The sequence below is a fragment of the Aliiglaciecola sp. SL4 genome, assembly GCF_041538045.1.
Lineage (GTDB): Bacteria > Pseudomonadota > Gammaproteobacteria > Enterobacterales > Alteromonadaceae > Aliiglaciecola.
This window is the reverse complement of sequence record NZ_JBGOSE010000002.1, coordinates 140,274-165,965: the sequence shown is the minus strand read 5'-3', so window position 1 is coordinate 165,965 and position 25,692 is coordinate 140,274. Positions and strand designations below refer to the sequence as shown.

Annotated in this window: 24 protein-coding genes; 22 read left to right on the top strand and 2 right to left on the bottom strand. The window is 40.5% G+C overall.

Features of this window, described 5'->3' with window-relative positions:
• Positions 1 to 11: 11 nt before the first annotated feature.
• From AB6T38_RS04400 to AB6T38_RS04385, 4 genes are read left to right on the top strand one after another with little or no spacing between them, the layout of a single operon-like run.
• On the top strand, positions 12 to 494 hold the full coding sequence (locus AB6T38_RS04400; protein ID WP_372546166.1) for a (2Fe-2S)-binding protein: 483 nt from the start codon (positions 12 to 14) through the stop codon (positions 492 to 494).
• Positions 491 to 2,737 carry a molybdopterin cofactor-binding domain-containing protein gene (locus tag AB6T38_RS04395; RefSeq protein ID WP_372546165.1) on the top strand — a complete coding sequence of 749 codons (2,247 nt, stop codon included), beginning with the start codon at positions 491 to 493 and terminating at the stop codon, positions 2,735 to 2,737. Before AB6T38_RS04400 ends, AB6T38_RS04395 begins: the two co-directional genes overlap by 4 nt.
• Positions 2,738 to 2,793: 56 nt before the next feature.
• On the top strand, positions 2,794 to 3,564 hold the full coding sequence (locus AB6T38_RS04390; protein ID WP_372546164.1) for a rhomboid family intramembrane serine protease: 771 nt from the start codon (positions 2,794 to 2,796) through the stop codon (positions 3,562 to 3,564).
• Entirely contained in the window at positions 3,565 to 4,026 is a 462-nt protein-coding gene (locus AB6T38_RS04385) for an acyl-CoA thioesterase (RefSeq protein ID WP_372546163.1), read from the top strand.
• A 125-nt stretch (positions 4,027 to 4,151) separates the two neighbouring features.
• Here AB6T38_RS04385 and rne read toward each other — a convergent pair whose 3' ends face one another.
• Entirely contained in the window at positions 4,152 to 7,160 is a 3,009-nt protein-coding gene (gene rne / locus AB6T38_RS04380; RefSeq protein ID WP_372546329.1) for a ribonuclease E, read from the bottom strand.
• A gap of 723 nt (positions 7,161 to 7,883) precedes the next feature.
• Between rne and rluC the strand changes: the two genes are divergently transcribed.
• Complete coding sequence (gene rluC / locus AB6T38_RS04375) at positions 7,884 to 8,843, top strand: 23S rRNA pseudouridine(955/2504/2580) synthase RluC (protein ID WP_372546162.1); 960 nt, start codon at positions 7,884 to 7,886, stop codon at positions 8,841 to 8,843.
• 9 nt (positions 8,844 to 8,852) lie between these two features.
• Here the strand turns inward: rluC and AB6T38_RS04370 are convergent, their stop codons facing one another.
• Entirely contained in the window at positions 8,853 to 9,431 is a 579-nt protein-coding gene (locus tag AB6T38_RS04370; protein WP_372546161.1) for a nucleoside triphosphate pyrophosphatase, read from the bottom strand.
• Positions 9,432 to 9,540: 109 nt separating this feature from the next.
• Here AB6T38_RS04370 and yceD point away from each other — a divergent pair, with 109 nt between their 5' ends.
• The 17 genes from yceD to AB6T38_RS04285 all read left to right on the top strand — a co-directional run bounded on the left by yceD (position 9,541) and on the right by AB6T38_RS04285 (position 25,332).
• Positions 9,541 to 10,074 carry a 23S rRNA accumulation protein YceD gene (gene yceD / locus AB6T38_RS04365; RefSeq protein WP_372546160.1) on the top strand — a complete coding sequence of 178 codons (534 nt, stop codon included), beginning with the start codon at positions 9,541 to 9,543 and terminating at the stop codon, positions 10,072 to 10,074.
• A gap of 10 nt (positions 10,075 to 10,084) precedes the next feature.
• Positions 10,085 to 10,255 (top strand): 50S ribosomal protein L32, encoded by a 171-nt coding sequence (gene rpmF / locus AB6T38_RS04360; RefSeq protein ID WP_216046542.1) that lies wholly within the window; start codon positions 10,085 to 10,087, stop codon positions 10,253 to 10,255.
• A gap of 2 nt (positions 10,256 to 10,257) precedes the next feature.
• Positions 10,258 to 11,289 carry a phosphate acyltransferase PlsX gene (gene plsX, locus AB6T38_RS04355; RefSeq protein ID WP_372546159.1) on the top strand — a complete coding sequence of 344 codons (1,032 nt, stop codon included), beginning with the start codon at positions 10,258 to 10,260 and terminating at the stop codon, positions 11,287 to 11,289.
• A 3-nt stretch (positions 11,290 to 11,292) separates the two neighbouring features.
• On the top strand, positions 11,293 to 12,252 hold the full coding sequence (locus AB6T38_RS04350; RefSeq protein ID WP_372546158.1) for a beta-ketoacyl-ACP synthase III: 960 nt from the start codon (positions 11,293 to 11,295) through the stop codon (positions 12,250 to 12,252).
• Between the two features lie 35 nt (positions 12,253 to 12,287).
• Positions 12,288 to 13,217, top strand: coding sequence for an ACP S-malonyltransferase (gene fabD, locus AB6T38_RS04345; RefSeq protein WP_372546157.1), 930 nt, complete (start codon positions 12,288 to 12,290; stop codon positions 13,215 to 13,217).
• Positions 13,218 to 13,230: 13 nt separating this feature from the next.
• On the top strand, positions 13,231 to 13,971 hold the full coding sequence (gene fabG / locus AB6T38_RS04340; RefSeq protein ID WP_372546156.1) for a 3-oxoacyl-ACP reductase FabG: 741 nt from the start codon (positions 13,231 to 13,233) through the stop codon (positions 13,969 to 13,971).
• A 178-nt stretch (positions 13,972 to 14,149) separates the two neighbouring features.
• Entirely contained in the window at positions 14,150 to 14,389 is a 240-nt protein-coding gene (gene acpP, locus AB6T38_RS04335) for an acyl carrier protein (protein WP_008844663.1), read from the top strand.
• 77 nt (positions 14,390 to 14,466) lie between these two features.
• Positions 14,467 to 15,705 (top strand): beta-ketoacyl-ACP synthase II, encoded by a 1,239-nt coding sequence (gene fabF, locus AB6T38_RS04330; RefSeq protein ID WP_348490459.1) that lies wholly within the window; start codon positions 14,467 to 14,469, stop codon positions 15,703 to 15,705.
• An 86-nt stretch (positions 15,706 to 15,791) separates the two neighbouring features.
• Positions 15,792 to 16,625, top strand: a complete 834-nt coding sequence (gene pabC, locus AB6T38_RS04325; protein WP_372546155.1) for an aminodeoxychorismate lyase — start codon at positions 15,792 to 15,794, stop codon at positions 16,623 to 16,625.
• Positions 16,618 to 17,631 carry an endolytic transglycosylase MltG gene (gene mltG, locus AB6T38_RS04320; protein WP_372546154.1) on the top strand — a complete coding sequence of 338 codons (1,014 nt, stop codon included), beginning with the start codon at positions 16,618 to 16,620 and terminating at the stop codon, positions 17,629 to 17,631. Before pabC ends, mltG begins: the two co-directional genes overlap by 8 nt.
• A gap of 4 nt (positions 17,632 to 17,635) precedes the next feature.
• Positions 17,636 to 18,274: a dTMP kinase gene (gene tmk, locus AB6T38_RS04315; protein ID WP_372546153.1), complete on the top strand. Its 639-nt coding sequence runs from the start codon at positions 17,636 to 17,638 to the stop codon at positions 18,272 to 18,274.
• A complete protein-coding gene (gene holB / locus AB6T38_RS04310; protein WP_372546152.1) occupies positions 18,259 to 19,143 on the top strand; it encodes a DNA polymerase III subunit delta' in 885 nt (294 codons plus the stop codon). The genes tmk and holB overlap by 16 nt, the downstream gene beginning before the upstream one ends.
• A gap of 27 nt (positions 19,144 to 19,170) precedes the next feature.
• Positions 19,171 to 19,944: a TatD family hydrolase gene (locus AB6T38_RS04305; RefSeq protein WP_372546151.1), complete on the top strand. Its 774-nt coding sequence runs from the start codon at positions 19,171 to 19,173 to the stop codon at positions 19,942 to 19,944.
• A 66-nt stretch (positions 19,945 to 20,010) separates the two neighbouring features.
• Positions 20,011 to 20,799 carry a hypothetical protein gene (locus AB6T38_RS04300; RefSeq protein ID WP_372546150.1) on the top strand — a complete coding sequence of 263 codons (789 nt, stop codon included), beginning with the start codon at positions 20,011 to 20,013 and terminating at the stop codon, positions 20,797 to 20,799.
• Between the two features lie 36 nt (positions 20,800 to 20,835).
• On the top strand, positions 20,836 to 21,681 hold the full coding sequence (locus AB6T38_RS04295; protein ID WP_372546149.1) for a 5'-nucleotidase, lipoprotein e(P4) family: 846 nt from the start codon (positions 20,836 to 20,838) through the stop codon (positions 21,679 to 21,681).
• A 227-nt stretch (positions 21,682 to 21,908) separates the two neighbouring features.
• On the top strand, positions 21,909 to 23,363 hold the full coding sequence (locus AB6T38_RS04290) for an amidohydrolase (protein ID WP_372546148.1): 1,455 nt from the start codon (positions 21,909 to 21,911) through the stop codon (positions 23,361 to 23,363).
• A gap of 85 nt (positions 23,364 to 23,448) precedes the next feature.
• Complete coding sequence (locus AB6T38_RS04285; RefSeq protein WP_372546147.1) at positions 23,449 to 25,332, top strand: DUF885 family protein; 1,884 nt, start codon at positions 23,449 to 23,451, stop codon at positions 25,330 to 25,332.
• The last annotated feature ends 360 nt before the right edge of the window (positions 25,333 to 25,692 follow it).

Sequence of the window (25,692 nt, the reverse complement as noted above, 5' to 3'; positions counted from 1 at the left end):
GGAGCAAAAACGTGATTAATTTCAGTGTGAACGGTAAACCAAAACAAGTGGATGTTGAACCCTCTATGCCGCTGTTGTGGGTATTAAGAGATGCTTTGGGTTTAACTGGAAGTAAGTTTGGATGCGGTATGGCCCAATGTGGAGCTTGCACTGTACATATTGATGGACAGCCCGTTCGCTCTTGCGTTATGCCAATATCAGCAGTGGCGGGTAAACAAATTACTACTATTGAAGGCTTATCGGTTAGTGGTGATCATCCGGTTCAAAAAGCTTGGATTGAACACAATGTTCCTCAGTGTGGCTATTGTCAATCTGGTCAAATAATGAGTGCGGTGGCTCTGCTATCTCAAAATGCATCTCCTAGCGATGAAGATATAGATAACTATATGCAAGGCAATATATGTCGTTGTGGAACCTACCCTCGGATCAAAGCCGCGATTAAAAGTGTTGCCAAAGGGGTAGATCTTGCCAAGAACGTGGGAGATGACGCATGAGCCATAAAATAGAAAATGTCAGTCGCCGTCAGTTTTTAAAAGTATCTGGAATAGGTGCAAGTAGTTTTGTACTGGCCAGTAGCTTAGGAAGTTATACACCGGTTTGGGCTCAACCTACTAGCCAAGATGATGTAGAGTTAAACCTGTTTGTTAGCATACACGCCGATAACAAAGTGGACATTATCTGTCACCGCAGTGAAATGGGACAGGGGATACGAACATCTATTCCTCAGGTTGTTGCTGAAGAGTTATGTGCAAACTGGGAGTTAGTGTCTGTTGTACAAGGTTTAGCCAATAAAGAATACGGCAGTCAAAATACCGATGGTTCGCGCTCAATTCGCAGGTTTTATACTACCTTACGGCAAATGGGAGCATCTGCTCGTGCGATGCTAGAGCAAGCTGCAGCAGATCTATGGAAGGTAGATGTAAATACAGTTTATGCTGAAGACAGTTACGTACATCATAAAGACTCTAACCGTAAAGTGAGTTTTGGTTATATTGCGGAAGCAGCTGGCAAGTTATCTCCTCCAGATCCCGAGACCTTGACCTACAAATCGAAAAAGGAGTTTAAACTCATCGGTAAACCCGTTACTGGTATTGATTCAACCGAAATCGTCAGCGGACAAGCTGAATTTGGACAAGATATTCGGTTGGAAAACATGCTGTATGCCAGTATCGAACGTTCAAAAGTATTAGGGGCGAAAGTAAAGTCCTATGACGCAGAGGCTACAAAGTCGGTAAAAGGGGTTGTCTCAACCTTTAAAATGCCAGAACAGCCAATGCCAGTGATGTTTCACCCGATGAATGGTGTAGCGGTAATTGCCGATAATACTTGGTCAGCATTACAGGGACGTAAGGCCCTTAATATTGATTGGGAGTTAGGTGACAACGTTAAACATAATACAACGGAATATGTTGCTGAACTAAAAAACCGTATTGTGACTAAAGGTAAACCTATTCGTGTTAAAGGGGATGTTTACTCTGACCTAGAAAATTCAACAGATACACACAGTGCTATTTACAGCGTACCTTATCTTTCCCAAGCCCCTATGGAACCATCTGCAGCCACTGCCGTGGTAAAAGACGGTAAGTGCGAAATTTGGGCCTGTACCCAATCTCCTCAAGTTACCCAACAAAATGTAGCCCAGGCTCTAGGAATCGAGCAGGATAAAGTCAAAATCAATGTTACTTTTTTAGGTGGCGCATTTGGCCGAAAAGCCAAACCCGATTTCTCCATTGAAGCCGCGCTGTTGGCAAAAGAGCTAAATCGACCGGTAAAAGTGGTTTGGAGCCGTGAAGATGACATTCAACAGGGATTTTATCACTCCGTCAGTGTGCAACATTTAGCTGCCGCTATGGATAATGAAAAACAGGTTACATCTTGGCTGCAACGTACTGCTTTTCCAAGTATTTTGTGGACATTTACTGGTACCGTTGACGAACCTCAAATGAATGAACTGTCGTTAGGTTTCGGTGACTTGCCCTTTGAAGTAAATAACTTAGCTTGCGAAACTCACAAAGCAACAGGACATATTCGAATTGGATGGATGCGTTCAGTGTGTAATATTCAGCACAGCTTTGCGCAAGGTTCTTTCGTTGACGAGTTAGCCTCAAAAGCCGGTATCTCGACCCATAAAATGTGGCATCAGCTACTGGGTAAAGATCGTTTAGTGGATCCCAAAACCGATGATTTTGATTATCAGAATTATGGCGAGCCTCAGGATGTATTTCCGGTGGACATTAAACGTATTAAACGAGCATTGGATTTAGTTGTGGAAAAATCTGGCGCTGATCAACCAACCAAAGAAAATGAAGGGTGGGGGATTTGTGTCCATCGAAGCTTTGTGAGTTATTGCGCCGTTGCCACAAAAGTTAAAGTAGTGGAAAACAAAGTGACAGTTTTGGAAATCCATTCAACTATTGATGCCGGTACAGTGGTCAACCCAGATCGCGTGAGAGCGCAACAAGAAGGTTCGATGATCTTCGGCTTGTCTATCGCCTTATTGGGGGAGATTTCAGTTAAAGATGGTGCGGTAGAACAATCAAACTACCACGATTACCAAGTATTGCGGATGCATCAATGTCCAAAAATAGAAACCTATATTATTGAATCAGATGCACCTCCAGGAGGTGTTGGTGAACCGGGTACGCCGCCGGTGGCACCAAGTTTAGCCAATGCTATATTCCATGCCAGTGGTAAACGCATAAGGGATTTACCGGTTAAGAATCATATGTCAGTGTAAAATAAAATGGCTTTGGGGGCGTCTCTTTTGTTTAGGCAAATCGCCCCCATCCTTGAATGATGAAAACAAAGCCATCTTTACAATCTAGCATCACTGTCATTAGTTTTTTTATTGGCTTCTTGTGGTGCATAAAATCATTTGAATTATTATTCCATGTTGACCTTGGGTGGTTAGGTGTTTATCCCCAAGCCGTTCAAGGTATAATGGGAATATTAACTGCCCCGTTAATTCATGGTTCTGTAGAACATCTATTTAATAACACCTTGTCTTTGTTGATCTTAGGTGTCTTTTTGCTTTACGGATATCCCCGTTCGCGTTGGCGAGTTCTGCTTTTTGTTTGGTTGTTTTCTGGTATTTGCGTGTGGTTGTTTGCTAGAAATGCGTATCATCTTGGAGCAAGCGGCTTAACCCACGGAGTATTTTTCTATCTATTCGTGGTTAGCCTATTTAGACGCGATAAAAGCTCCATAGCTATTATGATGGCCGCGTTTTTTATGTATGGTGGCATGACTATGACCATTTTCCCGCGCCAAGAAAACGTTTCCTTTGAATACCATTTATTTGGTGGTCTTGCAGGCATCATAAGTGCGCTTTTGTGGCATAAGCTTGATCCTAAACCCTCTATAAAACGCTACGAATGGGAAGATCCAGAAATTGCTGATGAGCCTAAAATTGGCGAGCAGTGGTTAAGCTCCGAAAAATTCTATGCACAGGACTCTAGTCCGCAAAATCTATCTGAATATAGGACTGAAGAAAACGATAACCACAAGATTGAAGATAAAAATCAGCAGGTGAGAGTATCATCAATAATAAGAGAGAAGGATTAAATGTCTGAACTAAACAATATGCCAATGGAAGTGTTACTAAGAGTAAGATATGCCGAATGTGATGCACAACAAGTGGTTTTTAATAGCCGATATGCCGAATATGCAGACTTAGCCGCCACAGAGTTCATGCGCGCATTATTAGGGGGTTTTGATAAACTACTGGCTCAAGGGTTAGACAATCAAGTTGTGAATCTCAATATTAGTTGGCAGCGCCCCGCTAAATTTGATGATGTTATTTGTATGAAGGTAAGTGTTTCTAAAGTCGGAAGTTCGTCATTTACACTGCATGTAGACATGTGTCAGCAAAAAGACGGACAAAGCATATGCACCGTTGAAGTGATTTATGTGATGGTAGATGCCAAAAACTATAAAAAAGTGGAAATCAATCAAGCGTTAAAGCAGCAATTGCTTGAGGGGACGCCGGGCGTCAGGGTAAATCTTGCGGGATTGATTAACAACTAACATGTTAGTTAACAAATTAATGTTCGTTTAGCATACCTAAACTTGAGTAAAGGTCATAAAAAAACGCCGATGAATGTAAATTTATCGGCGTTTTGTATTGATTGGCTTAATTAGCCATTCATTTTTTAAGCAACAGAGCCTGGCTTAGTTGCTGCAGCAGTTGAACTGTTTGCAGTGTTAACCATAGAGGCTGTTTTACCTGATACTTTAAGGCCTGCACGTTTATCAGCAGCTAGGGCTTTAATTTCAATTTCATTGAAATCAGTATCTATCGCTTTAGGCTTAGCCATAGGATGAGATACAGGCACTTTCGTTACAGTAACCTTTGGCTTTTTCACCGCTTTTGGTTTACTCGCAACTGACTTGGCTTTTGGTGCTTTTTGAGCTGGGGCAGCTGCCTCAGTTGCTTTAGGCTCAGCTAACTTTTGCTCAACTTCTTGCTGAACTGGTGTTTGAACCTCAGCAGGAGCAGGGGCTTCTTCAACTTTAGCATCGGCTTCTTTCGTCGCCGGCTCAGAATTGTCGGCATCCAACTGAATTTCTACTTGCTCAGGTTGAGTTGCCTTAGGCTTTGCAGGTTTCGTAGCTTTAACCGGTTCTTTGGCTTCAGGTGCAGTTTCTGCACTAGCTTCAACAACATCCTGCTTAGCACCTTCAGTAGCGCTTTCATCGGTAGTAGACACTGATGTGTTTTCTTCTACTTTCTTAGGACGTCTTCTAGTACGAGGTTTAGCTTTCGGCTTTTCTGCCTTTGCTTCATCCCCATTGTCAGTAGTTTGCACTGTAGGTGTATCATGAGACTCAAATTTAAGCTCATCTTGAGCTACATTGTCAGGTTTTTCAGCGCTATCAGTTGCGTTTGTTTCTTCAACTTCGGCTTCTTCTTTTCTGCGCTTTTGGCCTGCAGCACGAATATGTCTTGGAGAGCGTCTGCTTCTGCTGCGCTCAGTTTTAACTGTTTCCTCAACTACAGCGGTTTGCTTAGTATTATTCTCCTCGTCAATGCTAGCTTCTTCATTCTTAACTTTATTAATTTTAACTTCTTCAACCTTAGCTTTATGCTGGGTTGTTTTAGTCACGTCTGATTGAGCTTGAGTAGTCGCTTTCTCATTTTCAGTTTTATCACCACGCACATTTCGGCGGGTATCACGTCTTTTTCTACGCTCAGCTACCTTCTCGTTTTTACGTTCCGGTTGGGCTTGAGTAGAAACATTCTCTTTAGCTACATCATTTGTTTTAGCTTCTTGAGGTTTATTCCGGTTGTCACGACGTTGCTTAGGCTTCTGATCGCGTATTTGATCACGCTTTTCAGATTGAGTCTTGTCATTATTACGAGCAGACTTATCTTTACGATCGGTAGCTCTAGGCTTTCGATTACCAGAGCGCTCATTACGATTACGACTATTACGTTGTGGACGTTTATTTTGCGTATTGCTAGTTTGTTTCTTAGTAGTTTCTTCTGGTTCGCTTTCAAACAAACCGGATAGCCATTTAGAAACCTTAGTTAATAATGTAGGTTCTTCAGCTTTAGCCGCAACAGGAGCTTGTTGAGGAGCTGACAAGCCTTGTAATACTGGTTGTTCTTTAGGCTTAATTTCTTGAGTAGGATTATCAACCTCTGCAGTTTGGGTATCCATTAACTCAATGTTATAGCTAGCTTCAGTTAAGGTATCATCGGGACGTCTACGAGCAACATGGTAATGGGGAGTTTGTAAATTTGGATTTGGAATAATCAGCAAACTCACCCCATGACGTTTTTCAATAGATTGAATTGAACGTCTTTTTTCGTTTAACAGGTAAGTTGCAACATTAACTGGAAGTTGCGCTTCTATTTGTCCGGTGTTGTCTTTTATACTCTCTTCTTCCATGATGCGAAGAACAGATAATGCTAAAGATTCAGTACCACGGATTGTACCATGTCCACTGCAGCGAGGGCACACGATATGTGCAGACTCACCCAATGATGGGCGCAATCTTTGACGAGACATTTCTAACAAACCAAAGCGAGATATACGACCTAATTGTATTCTAGCTCGGTCATGTTTAACGGCATCTTTAAGACGGTTTTCAACTTCACGCTGGTGACGAACTGGGGTCATATCAATAAAGTCGATTACCACCAAACCACCGGCATCACGCAATCTCAATTGACGTGCAATTTCATCAGCCGCTTCAAGGTTAGTATTAAAAGCCGTCTCTTCAATATCACCGCCTTTTGTTGCTCGGGCAGAGTTAATATCAATGGAAATCATCGCTTCTGTTGGGTCAATTACAATTGAGCCACCAGAGGGAAGGCGAACTTCACGTTGGAAAGCGGATTCGATTTGAGTTTCAATCTGATAATGACTGAAAAGAGGCACGTCACCTGTATATTGTTTTACTCGGCTGGCGAAGTCTGGTCTTACTAATTGAATGTGTTGTAGCGCTTTTTCATACACTTCAAGACTATCAATTAGGATTTCACCTACATCACGACGTAAATAGTCACGTATCGCTCTAACGATAACGTTACTTTCTTGGTGAATAAGGAAAGGAGCGGGTTTAGATTCAGACGCTTCAGAAATTGCATTCCAATGACGAATTAGCACATTTAAATCGTGTTCTAGCTCCTCAAAAGATTTGCCTACACCAGCGGTTCTTACAATTAGGCCCATGCCTTCAGGCAACTCAAGTTTGTTTAAGGATTGTTTTAAATCGGTGCGCTCATCACCTTCAATGCGACGAGATATTCCGCCTGCACGAGGGTTATTTGGCATTAAAACAAGGTAGCTACCGGCTAAACTAATAAAGGTAGTAAGCGCAGCGCCTTTTTGGCCGCGCTCTTCTTTATCAATTTGGATGATGACTTCTTGACCTTCCTTGATTACATCTTTGATGCTTGGACGGCCGTCAAACTTGTAACCTTGTGGGAAATAAGTTTTTGCAATTTCTTTTAGAGGAAGGAAACCATGACGGTCAGCACCGTAATCTACAAACGCAGCTTCTAAACTGGGTTCTACTCGGGTGATCGTTCCTTTGTAAATATTGGCTTTTTTTTGCTCGTGTCCAGGGCTTTCGATATCAAGATCATAAAGCTTTTGTCCATCGACCAATGCAACACGCAACTCTTCTTGTTGAGTAGCGTTTATTAACATTCTTTTCATTGTATAAGACTCGGTTTTAGTACCGAATGCGGAATAATGTAGAACTGAAAAACGTGGCTTGCAAGCTGCACCAAGCTGAAATCACTTTCAGTCTCACGACTGTAAAAACAGATCTTGTGCGCGTTTAGATGTGCCAAGGCTTAACCTTAAGCATATGATTTCATTAGGGAAGTGAATTATTACAGTTGGTAATTTTAACTTCAGACCCTTGGGTGAAACGCCTCACCCCAATAAATTTTTTGTCTATCTTTTCAAACTGACGTGATATTAAACAAAACACATCAGTTTGTTGCCAAATTCAATTCTTACTATTCTGCGATTGGTACTTTTTTATTGTATATCGCATGATGAGTTGTGAATTTGCTTGCCCAACTAATCGAAAAAATACTCACTTCGATAGCGGCAATGCATCATTACGTGTTACGAAATTTATTTCGTTGATGCCATACAAATTCTATTTTCATCGCATTGTTTACTGCTATGCAATTGCAAAGCCAGCTAAACAGTCAAATTATCACATTAAAACTAACTCTCTGGCAAGCAAATAAAAATTATAAAGCTAATTTATATATTTAAGTTAGAATAACGCCCCAAACCAGTTGAATTTAGTCGTTATATTAAGGTGTTTACATTCTCGGCTTAAAAATAAGCTTCGTAAACATATGCGTTCAACTAACAATTAAATCCAATTAGTAAAACTCGACAGGCTCGTAAATGACAGATACAAACTTCGATAAAGTACAATTTTTAGCCATTGATGAAGAACACGAAGGCCAAAGAATTGATAATTTTTTACGCACATTATTAAAGGGTGTACCGAAAAGTATGATTTATCGAATTGTGCGTAAAGGTGAAGTGCGAGTAAATAAAAAGCGGATTAAACCAGAATATAAACTAATTAGTGGTGATGAAATTCGTTTGCCGCCTATTCGAGTGTCTGAGTCAAATCAAACTGCTCCATCAACTAAACTTGATAAGGTCGCTACCTTAGAATCACATATCTTATATGAAGATGAGGTGTTAATAGTCGTTAATAAACCCTCAGGAATGGCTGTGCATGGTGGTAGTGGTTTAAGTTTTGGGGTGATTGAGGCTTTAAGGGCGCTTCGTCCAACGGCTAAATTTCTAGAATTAGTTCACCGCTTAGACAGAGATACATCAGGTTGTTTGTTGATTGCAAAAAAACGTTCAGCTTTAAAACACTTACATGAGCAACTTCGCAATAAAACCGTGGATAAGCGCTATCAAGCATTAGTGCATGGAAATTGGCCTGAAAACAGGTTCAAAGTTAAAGCGCCTTTGTTAAAAAATATTGTGAAGTCAGGTGAGCGCATCGTAACGGTGGCTGCTGAAGGTAAAGAATCGGAAACCCGCTTTCGTATTTTAGAGTCTTTTTCCCAAGCAACTTTGGTAGAAGCATCACCCATTACAGGCAGAACCCACCAAATACGTGTTCATTGTCAGCACGCTGGACATCCAATTGCCGGCGATAACAAGTATAAGGACGAAGAGTTCAATCATTTTATGGCGAAATTGGGTTTACACCGTTTATTTTTACATGCCCACCGGATTTTATATTTGCACCCAGTGAGTGGAAAGCAAATGAGTCATACCGCTAATTTAGATAGTTCATTGACCCTAGGACTGAACGCTTTAAGAAAACGTGAAGCTTAATATTCGTTCCTAGGCAAGAACATCCATATTAAACTCAATCAATAGGTCACACAGAGCAATAAGGGGTAAGCCAACTAAAGAGTTGGGATCTCGCCCCTGTAATTGGCTAAATAAACTAATTCCCAAGCCTTCGCATTTGAAACTACCGGCACAATCGAACGGAGCTTCTTTAACAATATAGTTTTCTATTTGTTGCTCCGTTAGGTCTCTAAAACACACTCTGTATTCTTCTACCTTAGATAAAGTTTTATTTGTGGCTGCATCAATCACACATAACCCCGTATAAAATACCACTTCTTTACCGCTGCATTGTTGTAGTTGAGCTTTCGCGTTTTTGGCGTTTCCCGGTTTCCCTAGAATGTCATTATCTAAACCGGCCGTTTGATCAGAGCCAATAATTAAACCACTACTATAGTGGCTGGCTACATCTTCTGCTTTTGCTTCTGCCAACCTAAGGGCCATGGTTTTAGCCGATTCATTGGCAAGTCGAGTTTCATCTACATCTGGACCATGACAGCTGAATTCCAATTGCAGTTTTTGCAACAGGGCTTTACGATATTGAGAAGTAGAAGCGAGTATAATTTCCACAATTTTCCAGTTAGTGAATTAAAAGTCTTGATTATTATTAGGGAATAGGGCGCTTTTGGCTATATTTTCCTTTGACTAACGGCTTCAGTATCTATATTATGCGCGCCCTATGCAGAAAGTGAAATTGCCCAAGTTTATTGAACCAGTCAAAAGTGCAACAAAACGCTCCGATTATAAGGGTGTGATGATGACTTCTGATATGGCGCGTTTTCTTAGCGCAGTGGCCACCGCTGCTGATACTGTTGAAGCTGAAGTAAAATTCGATAAAGACGAGCAGGGTCTGAATTTTTTTCAAGGACAACTATCAACATCTGTGGAGCTTGTCTGTCAGAGATGTAATGAGCAATTTGCTCATTCAATTCACACATCATTTTGTTTTAGTCCGATTAAACGGAAAGCAGTTGAAACAGATGATGCAGTTGAATTGCCGGATATTTACGAACCGGTAGAGGTCAATGACCATGGAGAAATCAATCTACTGCAATTGTTCGAGGATGAACTAATATTGTCTTTGCCTATTGTTGCCCTTCATGCAGAGGAGGATTGCAATATCAAGCGGGATGAAATGCAGTTTGGTAAGATTGAACCGGCCGATGAACGTCCAAACCCTTTCGCGGTTTTGAAAGAACTTAAGCGAGACTAGGAGTAATGTAATGGCTGTACAAAAGAACAAGAAAACTCGTTCAAAGCGTGGTATGCGTCGTGCACACGATTCTTTGACTGGAGCGACTTTGTCTGTAGATTCAACTTCAGGTGAGACGCATCTTCGTCATCACGTGACTGTTGACGGTTACTACAAAGGCAAAAAAGTTATCGCTGACTAGCAATGACTTTTAGCCGTCTAACCATTGCGTTAGATATTATGGGGGGCGACAACGGCCCCCATGTAACTCTTCCTGCTGCAATTAAAGCACTGCACGAAATTCCACACCTATATTTTATACTTTGTGGTGATGAACAAATCATCTCCAAGGTTATTAGTACCCAAAATTCATCCATTCAAGAACGTGTCGAGATTCAGCACTGTTCAGAACAGGTTGCCATGGATGAAAGACCAAGTTCGGCCCTTCGTAATAAAAAAGATTCCTCCATGCGTCGCGCCTTAGAGCGAGTAGAGTGTGGTGATGCTGATGCATGTGTTAGCGCCGGTAACACAGGTGCTCTTCTTGCTATCGCTTATCACGTATTAAAAACTTTGCCCGGTATCGACCGTCCAGCTCTAGTATCTGCATTACCCACCGATGATCAGCATAAGTTATTTTTGTTAGATTTAGGGGCGAATGTAAATTGTGACTCAGAAACCTTATTTCAATATGCAGTTATGGGCTCGGTATTAGCAGAAGAAGTGGCTGGCGTTGAAAACCCAAGAGTGGCGTTATTAAATGTGGGCGAAGAACAAATTAAAGGCAATGACCAAGTGAAGTTCACGGCTCAGTTGTTACAGCAAGCCGAAGGAATAAACTATACTGGTTTTGTTGAAGGTAATGACATCTTCACAAATTGCGCAGATGTTGTGGTAGCTGATGGTTTTGTTGGTAATATCGCTTTAAAAGCCTGTGAAGGGTTAGCAACCTTAGTCTTAGAAGAGGCAAAGCGCGTATCAAACGAAAATTGGGTGACAAAATTATTGGCAAAAATAGCCTTGCCTCTATTAAGAAAAATTTATAGAAAGGTGAACCCCGACCAGTATAACGGCGCTAGTCTGATAGGATTGCGCGGAATTGTGGTCAAGAGCCATGGTAATGCTTCTTCGGATGCTTTCTTGTTTGCAATTAAGGAAGCTGAACAAGAAGTGCAACGGCAAGTTCCGAAAAAAATAAAAGATAAAATTGAATCCGTTTTAATGGAGCGCTCTTAAAATATGTACTCAAGAATAATAGGTACTGGAAGTTATTACCCTGCAGAAGTTCGTAGCAACGCAGATCTAGAATTGATGGTTGATACGACTGATGAATGGATAACCGATCGAACGGGCATAAAAGAAAGAAGAATTATTGGTGCAGATGAAACTGCTGCCACTATGGGATACGAAGCATCTATAAAAGCTATTGAAGCGGCCGGTATTGATAAAAACTCAATTGATATGATCGTGTGTGCTACCACTAGTGGACGTTACGCTCTACCTAGCACCGCCTGTGAAATTCAAAAAGCGTTAGGAATCGATGGTATTCCAGCGTTTGATATCGCTGCTGCTTGTGCCGGATATTGTTATGCGCTAAGTGTGGCAGATCAGTATATTAAAAGCGGTATGGTAAAACGGATATTAGTGTTAGGTACTGATTGCTTATCAAGAATGATCAACCCTGAAGATCGCTCTATGGTTATTTTATTTGGTGACGCAGCTGGCGCAACAATTCTTGAAGCTAGTGAAGAACCCGGTATTTTATCCACTCATATCAATGCTGCTGGCTCCTATGGTGATTTATTGCAAATTGGCCATGTTCAACATGGTAATGAACAATCAGTTCATGAAAACTGGGGCAGCATGAAAGGCAATGAAGTTTTTAAAGTGGCTGTAACGAAACTTAGTGAAGTGGTTGAACTGACTTTAAAAGCAAATAACATGCAAAAATCGGATTTAGATTGGTTGGTTCCTCATCAGGCAAACTTTCGAATTATTAAAGCAACAGCCAAAAAATTAGAAATGTCTTTGGATCAAGTTGTACTAACCTTAGAAGATTACGGCAATACATCTGCTGCCACTGTGCCTACAGCACTCGACAAAGCAATAAGAGATGGACGTATTAAACGCGGCCAAAATTTATTGTTGGAAGCATTCGGTGGTGGATTCGCCTGGGCTGCAGCCCTCGTTAAATATTAATTTCTATTTGTTTAAATTCACCCAAGGTATGTTTTATGACTAAACAAGCTTTTGTGTTTCCCGGTCAGGGATCTCAAACAGTTGGAATGTTGGCCGATCTGGCCGCGAATTATCCACAAATTCAAGTGACTTTTAGTGAAGCTTCAGAAGCGTTAGGCTATGACTTGTGGGATTTGGTTCAAAATGATGAAAATCAACAGCTCAATCAAACTCACATCACTCAACCTGCGTTATTGACTGCAAGTGTAGCCATTTATCGATTACTCTTAGACTTAGGGTGTGACAAACCAGATTATATGGCTGGTCACAGTTTAGGCGAATATTCTGCTTTGGTTTGTGCCGATGTTATCAGCCTAAAAGAAGCCGTTAAATTGGTTGAAGCTAGAGGTCAATTCATGCAGCAAGCCGTGCCAGCAGGTAAGGGCGCTATGTATGCGATCATTGGCTTGGCTGATGATCTTATTCTAAGTGCATGTGAAAAAGCCCAGCAACAAACCAGTGAAGTGGTTTCTGCGGTTAATTTTAACTCGCCAGGACAAGTCGTAATTGCCGGTACCACTGAAGCAGCAAAAGTTGCTGCAGATTTGTGTAAAGAAGCTGGCGCTAAAAGAGCATTACCATTGCCTGTAAGTGTTCCTTCTCATTGTGCATTAATGAAACCTGCAGCTGAGAAGTTATCTGCTTTGATAGAATCCATTACATTTGCACAGCCTAGTGTTACTGTTATTAATAACGTTGATGTAATGTCAGCTACTGATGCAAATAGCATAAAAGATGCGTTGGTTAGACAGCTTTATTGTCCGGTAAGGTGGACGGAAACCATTGAGTTTCTGGCTGCTCAAAATGTAGAAAAAATGTATGAAGTAGGTCCAGGTAAAGTACTTGTTGGTCTTATTAAGCGGATCAATAAAAGTATCGAAACCGACTCATTAAACACAGTCGAATCAGTCCAAAAACTACTGTAATTAAGGTATTATAATGAACGATTTAAATGGAAAAGTTGCTCTAGTTACTGGTGCTAGTCGTGGTATTGGAAGAGCTATTGCTGAGTCATTGGCTGAACAAGGTGCGGTAGTCATAGGAACGGCCACATCTGATAAAGGTGCTGATTCCATAACCGATTATCTTTCTAAATTTGGTGGTCATGGTCTAACATTAAATGTAACTGATCAGACGTCTCTTGATGAAGTTTTGACTAAAATTAAAGAAAATCATGGCGAAATTGATATTTTAGTTAATAATGCAGGTGTGACTCGTGATAATTTGCTGATGCGAATGAAAGATCAAGAGTGGGAAGATATTCTAAATACCAACTTAACGCCTATTTTTAAACTGACTAAAGCAGTTTTACGTGGCATGATGAAAAAACGTAGTGGTAGAATAGTGAACATAGGCTCGGTTGTCGGTACTACGGGTAACGCAGGACAAGCTAATTATGCAGCAGCAAAAGCTGGTGTTATCGGGTTTAGTAAATCAACGGCGCGTGAAGTTGCTTCCAGAGGCATTACCGTAAACGTTGTAGCGCCAGGTTTTATTGATACAGATATGACAAAGTCATTGACTGAAGAGCAAAAAGAAGCCATTTTCAAAGATATTCCAGCTAACAGATTAGGTTTGCCAAAAGAGATTGCCGCAGCTGTTAGTTTTTTAGTAAGTGATAATGCCGCTTACATAACGGGTGAAACTATCCATGTAAACGGTGGTATGTATATGGGATAATAAACGTATTAAACGGTCACACTTTTAGAAGGTGATTGTTAATGTACTGTTTATTAGACTAATTTGATTCGGTGGTTTGACCAGATAAAAAGTTAATTGTCTTACTTGCAAGACAGAGGCTAGCTGAATAAACTACCGGAAATTTAAACTCTAGCTACTTATAGGGAAAACTAGAATCATGAGTAACATCGAAGAACGCGTTAAAAAGATCATCGTCGAGCAATTGGGCGTTAAAGAAGAAGAAGTAAAAGCTGAAGCGTCATTTGTTGATGATTTGGGTGCGGATTCACTAGATACTGTTGAATTAGTAATGGCTTTGGAAGAAGAATTCGATACTGAAATTCCAGATGAAGAAGCAGAAAAAATTACAACAGTTCAGTCTGCAATAGACTACGTTAACGCTAATAAAGACGCGTAAGATACTCCTATAAACGGCTCAGTCTGAGCCGTTTTTTTCTTTATACATAAAATAATAAACTTTATGCGGAGGCCTATGTGTCTAAACGTCGCGTAGTAGTAACGGGTCTTGGCATGCTGACCCCCTTAGGTGGAGACACCAATTCAACTTGGGACGGCATTTTACAAGGTAAAAGTGGAATAGGTCCTATCACATCGTTTGATACATCTGATTTTAGTACTCGCTTTGCTGGGGAAATTAAAGATTTTGATGTGGAAAGTTATATCCCCAAAAAAGAAACCAAAAAAATGGACCGCTTTATTCAATTAGGAATAGCCGCGGGAAAACAAGCTTTGGCCGACTCTAAATTGGCAATTACTGCTGAAAACGCAAAAAGAGTAGGTGTGGCAATTGGTTCTGGTATTGGTGGATTAGGTCTTATCGAAGAAAACCATAAAAAAATGTTAGCCGGTGGTCCTAGGAAACTTACACCTTTTTTTGTTCCTGCCACTATTACTAATATGATTTCAGGCTTCTTATCTATTTTTGAAGGTTTGAAAGGTCCTAATTTAAATATTGTTACTGCTTGTACTACCGGTGTTCATAATATTGGTATTGCCGCGCGTACCATCGCTTATGGTGATGCTGATGCGATGTTAGCGGGCGGTGCAGAATCTTCAATCTCGCCTTTAGGCTTAGGTGGATTTGCCGCGGCTAGAGCATTGTCGACCCGTAATGATGATCCAACTAAGGCAAGTCGCCCTTGGGACAAAGACCGTGATGGTTTTGTGATGGGCGAGGGTGCTGGGGTTGTAATGCTTGAAGAGTATGAACAAGCGGTAGCCAGAGGTGCCACAATCTATGCTGAACTAGTGGGTTTTGGTATGAGTGGTGATGCTTATCATATGACCTCGCCACCAGCAGACGGTGAGGGTGCAGCAGCGGCGATGGAAAATGCATTGAATGATGCTAAATTACCGGCCAGTGAAATTGGTTATATCAATGCTCATGGTACTTCTACACCGGCTGGTGATAAGGCTGAAGTCGCAGCGGTTAAACGCATCTTTGGCTCAGCCGCTGATAAAGTACTAGTAAGCTCAACCAAATCAATGACAGGTCATTTGCTAGGTGCTGCTGGCTCTGTGGAAGGTATTTTCACGATATTAGCACTACAAGATCAAATAGCGCCTCCAACAATTAACTTGGATAATCCAGGTGAAGGATGTGATTTGGATTTTGTTGCCAACACAGCTCGAAAAGTCAGTATGGAATATGCGTTGTGTAATTCTTTCGGTTTTGGTGGCACTAATGGTTCTTTGTTATTTAAAAAAATCTAGTCACATTTTAAATTGAATTATTGCGTAGCACATTCAATAGTTTAAGATTAAGCCCAGTAAGAACTGGGCTTTTTTGTTGGTAAAAAATGATTATCGAACTTTCCACAAATGACCGAATTTTGAGTAACGATAGGATTGCTTCCTATGGTGACGGTTGTTTTACTACCATGTGTGTGAATAATAAGAAGATTGAACTGTTAACTGCACATATCAACAGATTAAAAGACGGTTGCCAACGTTTAAAAATTGATTTTAACCATTGGGGTGATTTACAAGATAGACTTGAAAATATTGCTCTAAATTACCAAAAGCAGGTAATTAAAGCGGTAATATCCAGGGGCTTTGGTGGTCGGGGTTACGGAACAAGTGGGATTGATTCAGCCCATTGCTATATTAGTTTGTCTGAAATTCCATCACAGTATACCGATTTAAGGTGCAAAGGCATGACTGTCGGGCTGAGTAACATACAATTAGCCAAGCAACCTTTGTTAGCCGGTATTAAACATTTAAATCGCTTGGAACAAGTTTTAATTAAACATGAAATGCAAAACATGGACGTTGATGACGTCATTGTATGTGATACTGATTCAAATATTATTGAATGTAGTGCTGCAAATTTGTTTTGGCGCAAAGGTAGGCAATGGTTTACCCCAAAGCTGGAGTACAGCGGTGTCGCAGGGGTTATGCGTAACCATATTGTTAGTGTAATGAGAGAAAATAAGGTGCCTTTGCAGGTTTCTTTGTTCAAAACTTCAGTCTTACTTGAATGTGACGAAGCATTTATATGCAATAGTTTAATGAAAATTATAAACGTCAAAGTAATCAACATGGATGAGCAACAACGGGTTTTAGATAGCACTGAAAGTGTATTTTCTGATTGGTTTTGTGCCAATCAACACGAGGTAGTATTAAATGAGTAGGTGGTTAAAGTTTCTACTAGGCAGCATCGTGTTTTGTTTTGCTGTCATGATTGTTATGGTCTACCAGATTAATACCGCGTTTAACAATCCATTGAACATCGTTGGTAGTCAAATACTAGTCGTTAAAAAGGGACAATACGCTCACTCAGTGATTAATAAATTATATGAGCGTTCAATAATCAAACATCCCGTATTGGTAAAAGCAGCACTAAAACTTGAACCTGAATTAAGCCAAATAAAAGCCGGTACTTATGAGTTAAGTTTAGGCATGAGCGCACGTAATATGTTTAATAAGTTATCTAGAGGAATAGAGAAAACTTATCAAATTAGTCTAATAGAAGGATTACGCTGGCAAGATTGGCTAATCCAATTAAATAATCATCCTCATTTAGTGAAATCATCTAAAAGCAACGAACAATGGCTTGAAATGTTGGATCCTGATTTACCCGGTCAGTCTATCGAGGGCTGGTTATTGGCGGATACTTACCATTTTACCAGTGGAACAAAAGTAGAGGATATTGTAAAAACAGCTCATCAAGCACTCACCAGTTATCTTTCAGAAGCTTGGCAAACCAAACAAGCAAATTTACCTTATGAAAGTCCATATGAAGCGTTGATCATGGCTTCAATTGTAGAAAAAGAAACGGGTGTGCCCATTGAGCGACCTCGCATAGCTGCTGTATTTGTTAACCGGCTCAATAGAGGTATGCGTTTGCAAACAGACCCAACGGTGATTTATGGAATGGGCGAAGCATTCGATGGTAATATTAGGCGTAAAGATCTTAGGCAAGCTACCCCATACAATACATATGTAATCAAGCGGCTTCCTCCAACACCCATTGCAATGCCAAGCAAGTTAAGTATCGATGCGGTGTTGCATCCTTTGTATACAGAAGAGTTTTATTTCGTTTCCAAAGGTGATGGTACGCATTATTTCTCTGAAACGTTACAACAACACAATCGAGCCGTTAGGCAGTATCAACTTAAAAAAAGTAAAAGTAACTAATTAAATGTCTGGTAAATTTATCGTTATCGAAGGGTTAGAAGGCGCAGGTAAAAGTAGCGCTATCGCCACAGTTAAAGCACAACTCGAACATCAAGGACTAAAGGTAGTGTGTACCCGAGAGCCTGGAGGAACTCCCATGGCCGAGTCCATTCGAGAATGTGTCAAACATCCTTGGCAGGAAAAGGTAACAATAGAAGCCGAATTACTGCTGATGTATGCAGCCCGTGTGCAATTGCTTGAAAACGTAATCAAGCCTCACTTATCTCAAGGGGATTGGGTGATAGGTGATCGCCATGATTTATCCTCTCAAGCTTATCAAGGTGGCGGTCGAGGAATTTCAAGCCAAAAAATGACAACCTTAAGTGAATTGTCGTTAAATGGCTTCAAACCAGACTTCACTCTGTATATGGATGTTAAACCTACAGAAGGATTAAAAAGAGCTAGAGGTAGAGGGGAGTTGGATAGGATCGAATTGGAAGACATTTCCTTTTTTGAACGAACACGTGAACGATATCTGCAACTGTGCCAACAGGATGACAGTATAGTTACCATCAACACAATGCAAACAATAGAAAACGTTCATGCAGATATTCAAACCGCTTTAAGCTGCTTTTTAAAGGATCAATCGTGTACCCTTGGTTAGCCGAATCTTATTCTCAGCTTGGGCATCGAGCACAAAATAGTAGCTTGCATCATGGACTTTTAATTAAAGGGCCTGTGGGAATTGGTAAGACGGATTTTAGCTTAGCTTTAGCCAAGTCCATTTTATGTAAAAGTGCCCACCAAAAGCCCTGCGGAAATTGCCAATCCTGTTCACTTTTTGACGCTCAATCCCATCCTGATTTGCATCGAGTCGCCTCAGATAAACAAATAGGTGTGGATCTCATTCGTGATGCAATACAAAAATTAACCAGTACCGCACACCTTTCTGGAAACAAAGTTCTCATTATTGAACAAGCAGAAAGTATGACCGAATCTGCGGCCAATGCATTATTGAAGACCTTAGAAGAACCCACAGAAAATACCTTTCTGTTTTTAATATCCGCTTTTCCTGAACGATTATTGCCAACTATTATTAGTCGTTGTGAAAAAGTGAATTTACAGGCACCAAGTTTCGAACAATGTAAGCAGTGGTTGGCGTCGCAAAATATTGCGGGTGTAAACGACGATATTATTCGGATATATGGGCAATGCCCCCTTAAGGTCATTGCTCAGCTTGCTAACAAAGACGGAATCACTTTTGAGGATTTTTCCGCTTCGTTAAATCAGTTGAAACAAGCCCAAGCAAGTTCTTTAACCCTTGCCGATAAATGGCAAAAAGAGGCGGAACAAGTGGTTTTATGGCTGCAATATGATTTATCAAAATTGGCTATCACGGGTTTACATAACAATTTATTGTGGAAGCTAGAAGATAAATTAATTAAAGCCTCTAAAGCATTACAAAATCCGGGGGTGAATCGCTTATTGATATTATCCGATATACTAACGGATTATTACCGCTTAATGCGCTAACACGCTAATTAAAATAGGAGTTATTTTTTGTTTGTAGATTCCCACTGTCATCTCGACAAATTAGATAAAACAAGTGAAGAGTTACAAGAAGTCATTCACTTTGCTAAACAACGAGGTGTGGATCATTTTCTGTGTGTCGCAGTTTCAGTAAAAGACTTTCCCCAGATGTTGTCCAAAGTCAGTGACTTTGATGACGTGTCGGTTTCCTGTGGTGTCCACCCTTTACATCAAGAAGACGCTTGCAGTTATGACGATTTATTAGTCATGGCAGCTAGACCTGAGGTCGTTGCAGTGGGGGAAACTGGGTTAGATTATTTTTACAGTAGTGATACTAAAGAAGTGCAACTTGTATCCTTTATTGATCATATCAAAGTTGCCAATGAGCTATCTAAGCCATTAATTATCCATACTCGAGATGCAAGAGAAGATACCTTGTCCTTGTTGCGCGAACATAAAGCCGAGCATACTAAAGGAGTATTACACTGCTTTACTGAGTCTTTAGAAATGGCTAAAGCAGCCATCGAAATGGGTTTTTATATTTCCATCTCAGGTATCGTTACTTTCAAATCCGCTCAAGAGTTACAAGCCGTAGTAAAAGCCCTGCCTTTGGATAAGTTGCTAATTGAAACCGATTCGCCTTGGTTGGCTCCGATCCCGTATCGTGGCAAACAAAATCAACCAGGCTATGTGGTGGAGGTGGCAGAGTTTATCGCTGAATTGAAAGGCGTGAGTGTGGAAGAGCTCGCTGCAGCGACTACCAAGAACTTTTACGATTTGTTTGATGGCATAAAATCTCGGTAAAACAAAAAGCACTGGTATTGACAGCTTCGACTATAGTTTGTATTTAAATTAAATTAGGAGTTTCAAATGGAAAACCTTGCAAAAATACTGCTAGTTAATTTGTCGCTGTTATTATCTTTACCTAGTTTTTGGGTGCAGGCTGAAGAGTGTCAATTCGAACCTTGGCAAGAATACAAACAACAGAAGTTATTACGTAATCCAACTAAGTCGGCGTTTTTATTCCAAACAGAGCATAAGGCAATAGATGCAGATGGCGCGCCTAATGCTTATCACCCTGAAAATACTGGGTTAGATAACTACTTAAATGCGGGTTATCCAAATAGTAATTGGTGGAACTCAGTGTTAGTTGCAGATCCCAGTGATCCCACTAAACCCTATGTACAAACGAACGGTGACTTCGCTGGTTATTTCATATCAAAAACATCTTTATTTGATAAAAGTAAGGCTGATTTAGATGTTTCTCGTTACGTAGATGCGACCAAGATCCCATATTTAGTCTATCCAGGAAAATTTTATAATAAAAAAGGCACTGGACGCTTAGGGGATATTGGCGTTGCTGTTAACCTTAAATCAGGGGAACACAGTGCTTTTGTGGTAGCCGATGTTGGACCAACAAATGCAAGTTTAGGGGAAATGTCCATGGCCTTAGCTGAAAATCTTGGCGGTAATAACGTCAATCCTCGAAATGGAGCAGGGGCGCCCAAAGGTGATATTCTTTACGTGTTATTTCCATTTTCGTCCAGATCTTATCCATGGCCATTAGAATTAGATGAAATACACAAAATTGGCGAAGAGTTAGTTGGATCAATAGGTGGGACTGCAAGTATCATAACCTGCGCCTCTCAACAGGAATAGCGCCATAGCGTTAGTAATTTAGGAGTTATATTAAAAATGGGATATTCAGTTCCTCTATGTAGTGTTTTATTGGCAGTCAGCTTAAGTGGCTGTGTAGTGGTTCATAAGGAATCAACACCAAGCAGTTCAAATGAATTAATGAATCTAAACAGTACCTTATGGATGCAAACCTCGGCAGAATATAAAGCTAATGCGTTGCAAACCTATAAAGCAGCGGAGTTGCAATTAAATAATGCAATACAAGATACAAGTTGGACTTCTGCCATCGAGCAACAAGACAACTATGGGAACTTACCGCCAGCCATCATTTTAGACGTGGATGAAACAGTACTGGACAACTCACAGTTTCAAGCCGATATGATTTTAAATGACTATAGCTATGATCCGAAAAAGTGGGACCAATGGGTGTCTATGCAGTCGGCACCTGAAATTCCTGGTGCAGTAGCATTTATCAATAAAGCGCAACAAATGGGCGTTGAAATAATCTATATCACTAACCGTGAATGTAAATCACGGGATAAAAATTCTAGTCATTGTCCGCAAAAGCAAGAAACCATTAACAACTTAAAGAGCGTGGGTATTAACCAAGTCGACTCTGAGGATGTTTTTCTTAAAAAAGAAAAAGCCGATTGGAGTTCTGAAAAGCAATCAAGACGAGAATTAGTCGCTGAGTCCTATCGAATTATCATGTTGATCGGTGATGATCTTGGTGATTTTTTGCCAAATGTAAAAAAGGGAATTACGCCATCAGCTAGAAAAGACCTAGTCATTGATTATCAAGATAATTGGGGAGTTAAATGGTTCATCTTAGGCAACCCAACTTACGGTTCTTGGTCACAGCTTTTAGAAGCGCCAAGAGTTAATTATTTAAAAGGGTATTAAACCCTAGTCGAATTCAATTAGGTTAACAATTCAGGCAGTTTTTAGTTTACTTTAGCCATGGGTAAACTAAAAACCTTCCTTCCTTTGATGTTAAGAACCATCAATTCTATAAGTGAAATCCTTAAAGTTATATTTAATCAAGCCTGTGATACTGATGTAGAATTGTTATAAGCATTTTAGAATGGTAGAACTAAAATTAACAAGGCAGCATACTGTGAGAATCAAATATGAAAACTAACTTTAACAAAACACTGCTCGCGAGCTTTTTATGTGTAGTGTTTGGATTTTCAAGTCTTAGCCACAGCCAAAACCAACAAAGTATCGATTCATCTTCAAAAAACTACCAATCTGTAATGAAGCAAATCGCTAAATCCATGTGGGAAGCGCCTGAATTAGGTTTTCTTGAGCATGATAGCAGCGCATTGATGCAAGCAGCATTGGCTGAACGTGGGTTCACCATCAAGACAGGGGTTGCAGGCATGCCCACAGCTTTTGTTGCGGAGTACGGAGATACTGGGCCAGTTATTGGCTTACTGGCAGAAATGGATGCGTTACCAGGAATGGGGGTGAAAAACACACCTGATAAACAACCGATATCGACCAATGGCCATGTACATGCTGGACATGCTTGTGGGCATAATTTATTTGCCGGAGGCGTGATTGGCTCCGCTTTAGCGTTAGCTGACTATCTAGATAAACATCCTGAACAAGGAAAGATAAAGGTGTTCGGCACGCCAGCAGAGGAGGGGGGATCCGGTAAAGTTTACATGGTAAGAGAAGGTTTGTTCGATGATGTCGATGTGGCATTGCATTGGCACCCATCAGATAGAACAACCGCAGCTCCTTATACTTCATTAGCCAATAAAAGTGGTAAGTTTCGGTTTTATGGTGTTGCCGCCCATGCCGCTGCTGCGCCGGATAGAGGACGTTCGGCTTTAGACGCGGTTGAGGCCATGAACATGATGGTTAATTTAATGCGTGAACACGTGCCCGATGGGACACGTATACACTATGTGATCACCCATGGTGGAACTGCTCCTAATATAGTGCCTGAATTTGCTGAAGTGTATTATTACGTGCGCTCTGTTGAGCCTGCAACAGTCTTATCTTTATGGGATCGATTGAACAATGCTGCCGAGGGGGCAGCTTTAGGCACACAAACCAGAGTTGAAGTAGAAGTGACAGGCGGAGTGTGGAGCGTACTCCCTAACGTGGCTCTATCGAAAATAGCGGACCAAGCTATTGTTGCTGCCCAACCGATTACATTGTCAAAAGATGAACAAGCATTTGCTAGCAATATAAGCGAAACGTTAAATCATTCTTTTAATTTGCAAGAACACAGTAGTTCAGTTCCATTTAGTGAAAAGATCGCGGTGTGGTCAGCCTCAACTGATGTGGGAGATGTGAGCTGGCAAGTACCAACAGTCGGTATCTCAAGTGCAACATGGGTAAAAGGCACGCCTCCTCATACTTGGCAAGCATCAGCGATGAGTGGTACGGATATTGGCTACAAAGGTATGTATCTGGCGAGTGAAGTGTTAACTAAAACTGCTATCGATTTATTTGCTCACCCTGACAATATTGAAGCTGCGAAAAAAGAATACCTTGAAAGAAAAGACGCGTTGAAATATAAGTCTATGATTGGTGATCGTGCTCCAGCTCTCGAATATAGAAAAAAATAAGTGCTAAAAGCTGAATTAAGCTAATTTGTAAGGATAGAGAAAAATAAATACTTATTAAAAGTAAACCCAAAGCAAAGGAAGCAATATGAAATTATTCAAAATATGCATCACAACAGCAATGACACTTAACTTAGTGGCTTGTTTTAGTCATCCTCAAATGCCAGAGAGTAAGCAAGACGTTAAATTAGTAGTTCAGCAACAAACTAATCAAGACGAAACGGCTGCATTTTTAGCCTTGATGGACAAACAAACTAAAGCGTTATTGCAGCTTACACCAACACTGGCGACAACCTTAGGTGTATCGGAAGAATATTTCGGCGGGAAATTTAACAACAAGCTTGGAGACTACTCTGTTGAAAATATTGCCAAGTCAAAAGCATTACGTGATTCAATGGAAGCTGATTTATTAAAAATTGATCGTTCATTATTAACTGGTACAGCGGCTACAACTTATGATGTCTTAGCCAGTGCCATCGCAATGACAAAACAATTTGAACCCTATGTATTTGGTGCTTTTTATCCACTATCTATCTATAGCCCTTATGCAATCACTCAGTTAACGGGAATACACATTGACTTGCCAAGAGCTCTACAAACTGAACAACCACTCAACAATAAAGCCGATGTAGAAGACTATCTAACGCGACTAAGTTTGTTAGAAAAAGCCTATACAGATATGGCTGATGTTGTGACCTTAGATGCCAAACACGGTTTAATTCCACCTAAATTTGCCATTGAAGGTGCGTTAAAAGTTATCTCTGGCATGACGAGTGGCGCTGCGGCTGAAAACCCACTAGTGGTGGTGTTAGACAACCGTTTAAAATCGGTAGCAGAGATTAGTGATGCAGAACGAGCAGACTATATAGAGCGCGCTGAAAAAATCACTTTGGAAAAAGTCTACCCAGGTTATGGCAGACTGCAAAAAGCACTAACTGCCACTTTAGCGTCAGCACAAAGTGAACCCGGTATTTGGGTATTGCCCGATGGTGAAAAATTATATGAATTAGCGTTACAAAATTTTGGCGCTGGAGATCTGACTGCCGAACAAATTCATCAATTAGGCCTGGACGAAGTTGCACGTATTAAGGCTGAAATAGACGAACTGTTAAAGTCTATCGGTCATTCAGAAGGGGAAGTCATCAATAGAGTCATTGCTTTGTCTGAAGATCCCGCCAATCTATATCAAAATACCGATGAAGGTCGAAATAAGTTATTGAACGATCTCAACTTACAAATGCGAGAAGTAGAGCTATTACTGCCTAATATTCTTAACACCATTCCAAAGGCCGAAGTTGAAGTGCGTCGTATATCAATTTATGAGCAAGACAGTTCTCCCGGTGGCTATTATACCTCACCGAACTTAGACGGCTCTCGCCCAGGTGTTTTTTGGATAAACTTAAAAGATACGGCTGACTGGCCAATCCTTTCGTTGCCAACTCTGGTTTATCATGAAGCCAGCCCTGGTCACCACCTACAAGTGAGTATCGCTCAGGAAATTGACGATATGCCTATGATTCGGAATATGTTGTGGTTTAGCGCATATGGTGAAGGTTGGGCGCTCTATGCAGAATTACTCGCTAAAGAACTAGGATTATACGATGACGACCCCTTAGGTGATATTGGTCGATTACAATCAGATCTTTTTAGATCTGCTCGACTTGTAGTAGACAGCGGAATTCATTATAAGAAGTGGAGTCGAGAATACGCCATTGACTGGATGCATAAAAATACTGGGCAAAGCGTTGCATCCTTAACTAGAGAAGTAGAGCGCTATGCGGTCATGCCAGGGCAAGCAACCTCTTACAAATTGGGGCAAATTCGTATTCTTGAACTACGTAAATTGGCTAAAGAAAAGTTGGGAGATAAATTTTCTTTGCCAGAATTTAATGATCAAGTACTCATTCATGGCGCGGTAAATTTAACAGTATTGACAGACAACATACATGCATGGATAGATTCAAAAATCTAAATTTATACTTTCAATAAGAAATATGTTTTAGAACGACTACAAAGACATTGGTCATTTCTGTTTGCTTGAAATGATCAGTGTCTTTTACATTAAGCCCCTTGATCACACCCATCAAAACCCATAACCATAATTCATAAGAAAGAATACCTGCAAAGACCCCTCCCTTTAAAAAACAGTTTAAGATTTGCTGGAGTACACAAGCGTTAAAATTTTTTACTTAATGACTTGAATATTTAAGTGGTAAATAAAAGTTCTACTGTTTTTGTCAATTTAGTGATTCAAAAAAACAAAAAAAAGTGGATACAGTAACTACTGTACCCACTTGTATTTTATTATCTGATTCACTTTTTATTATTAAAA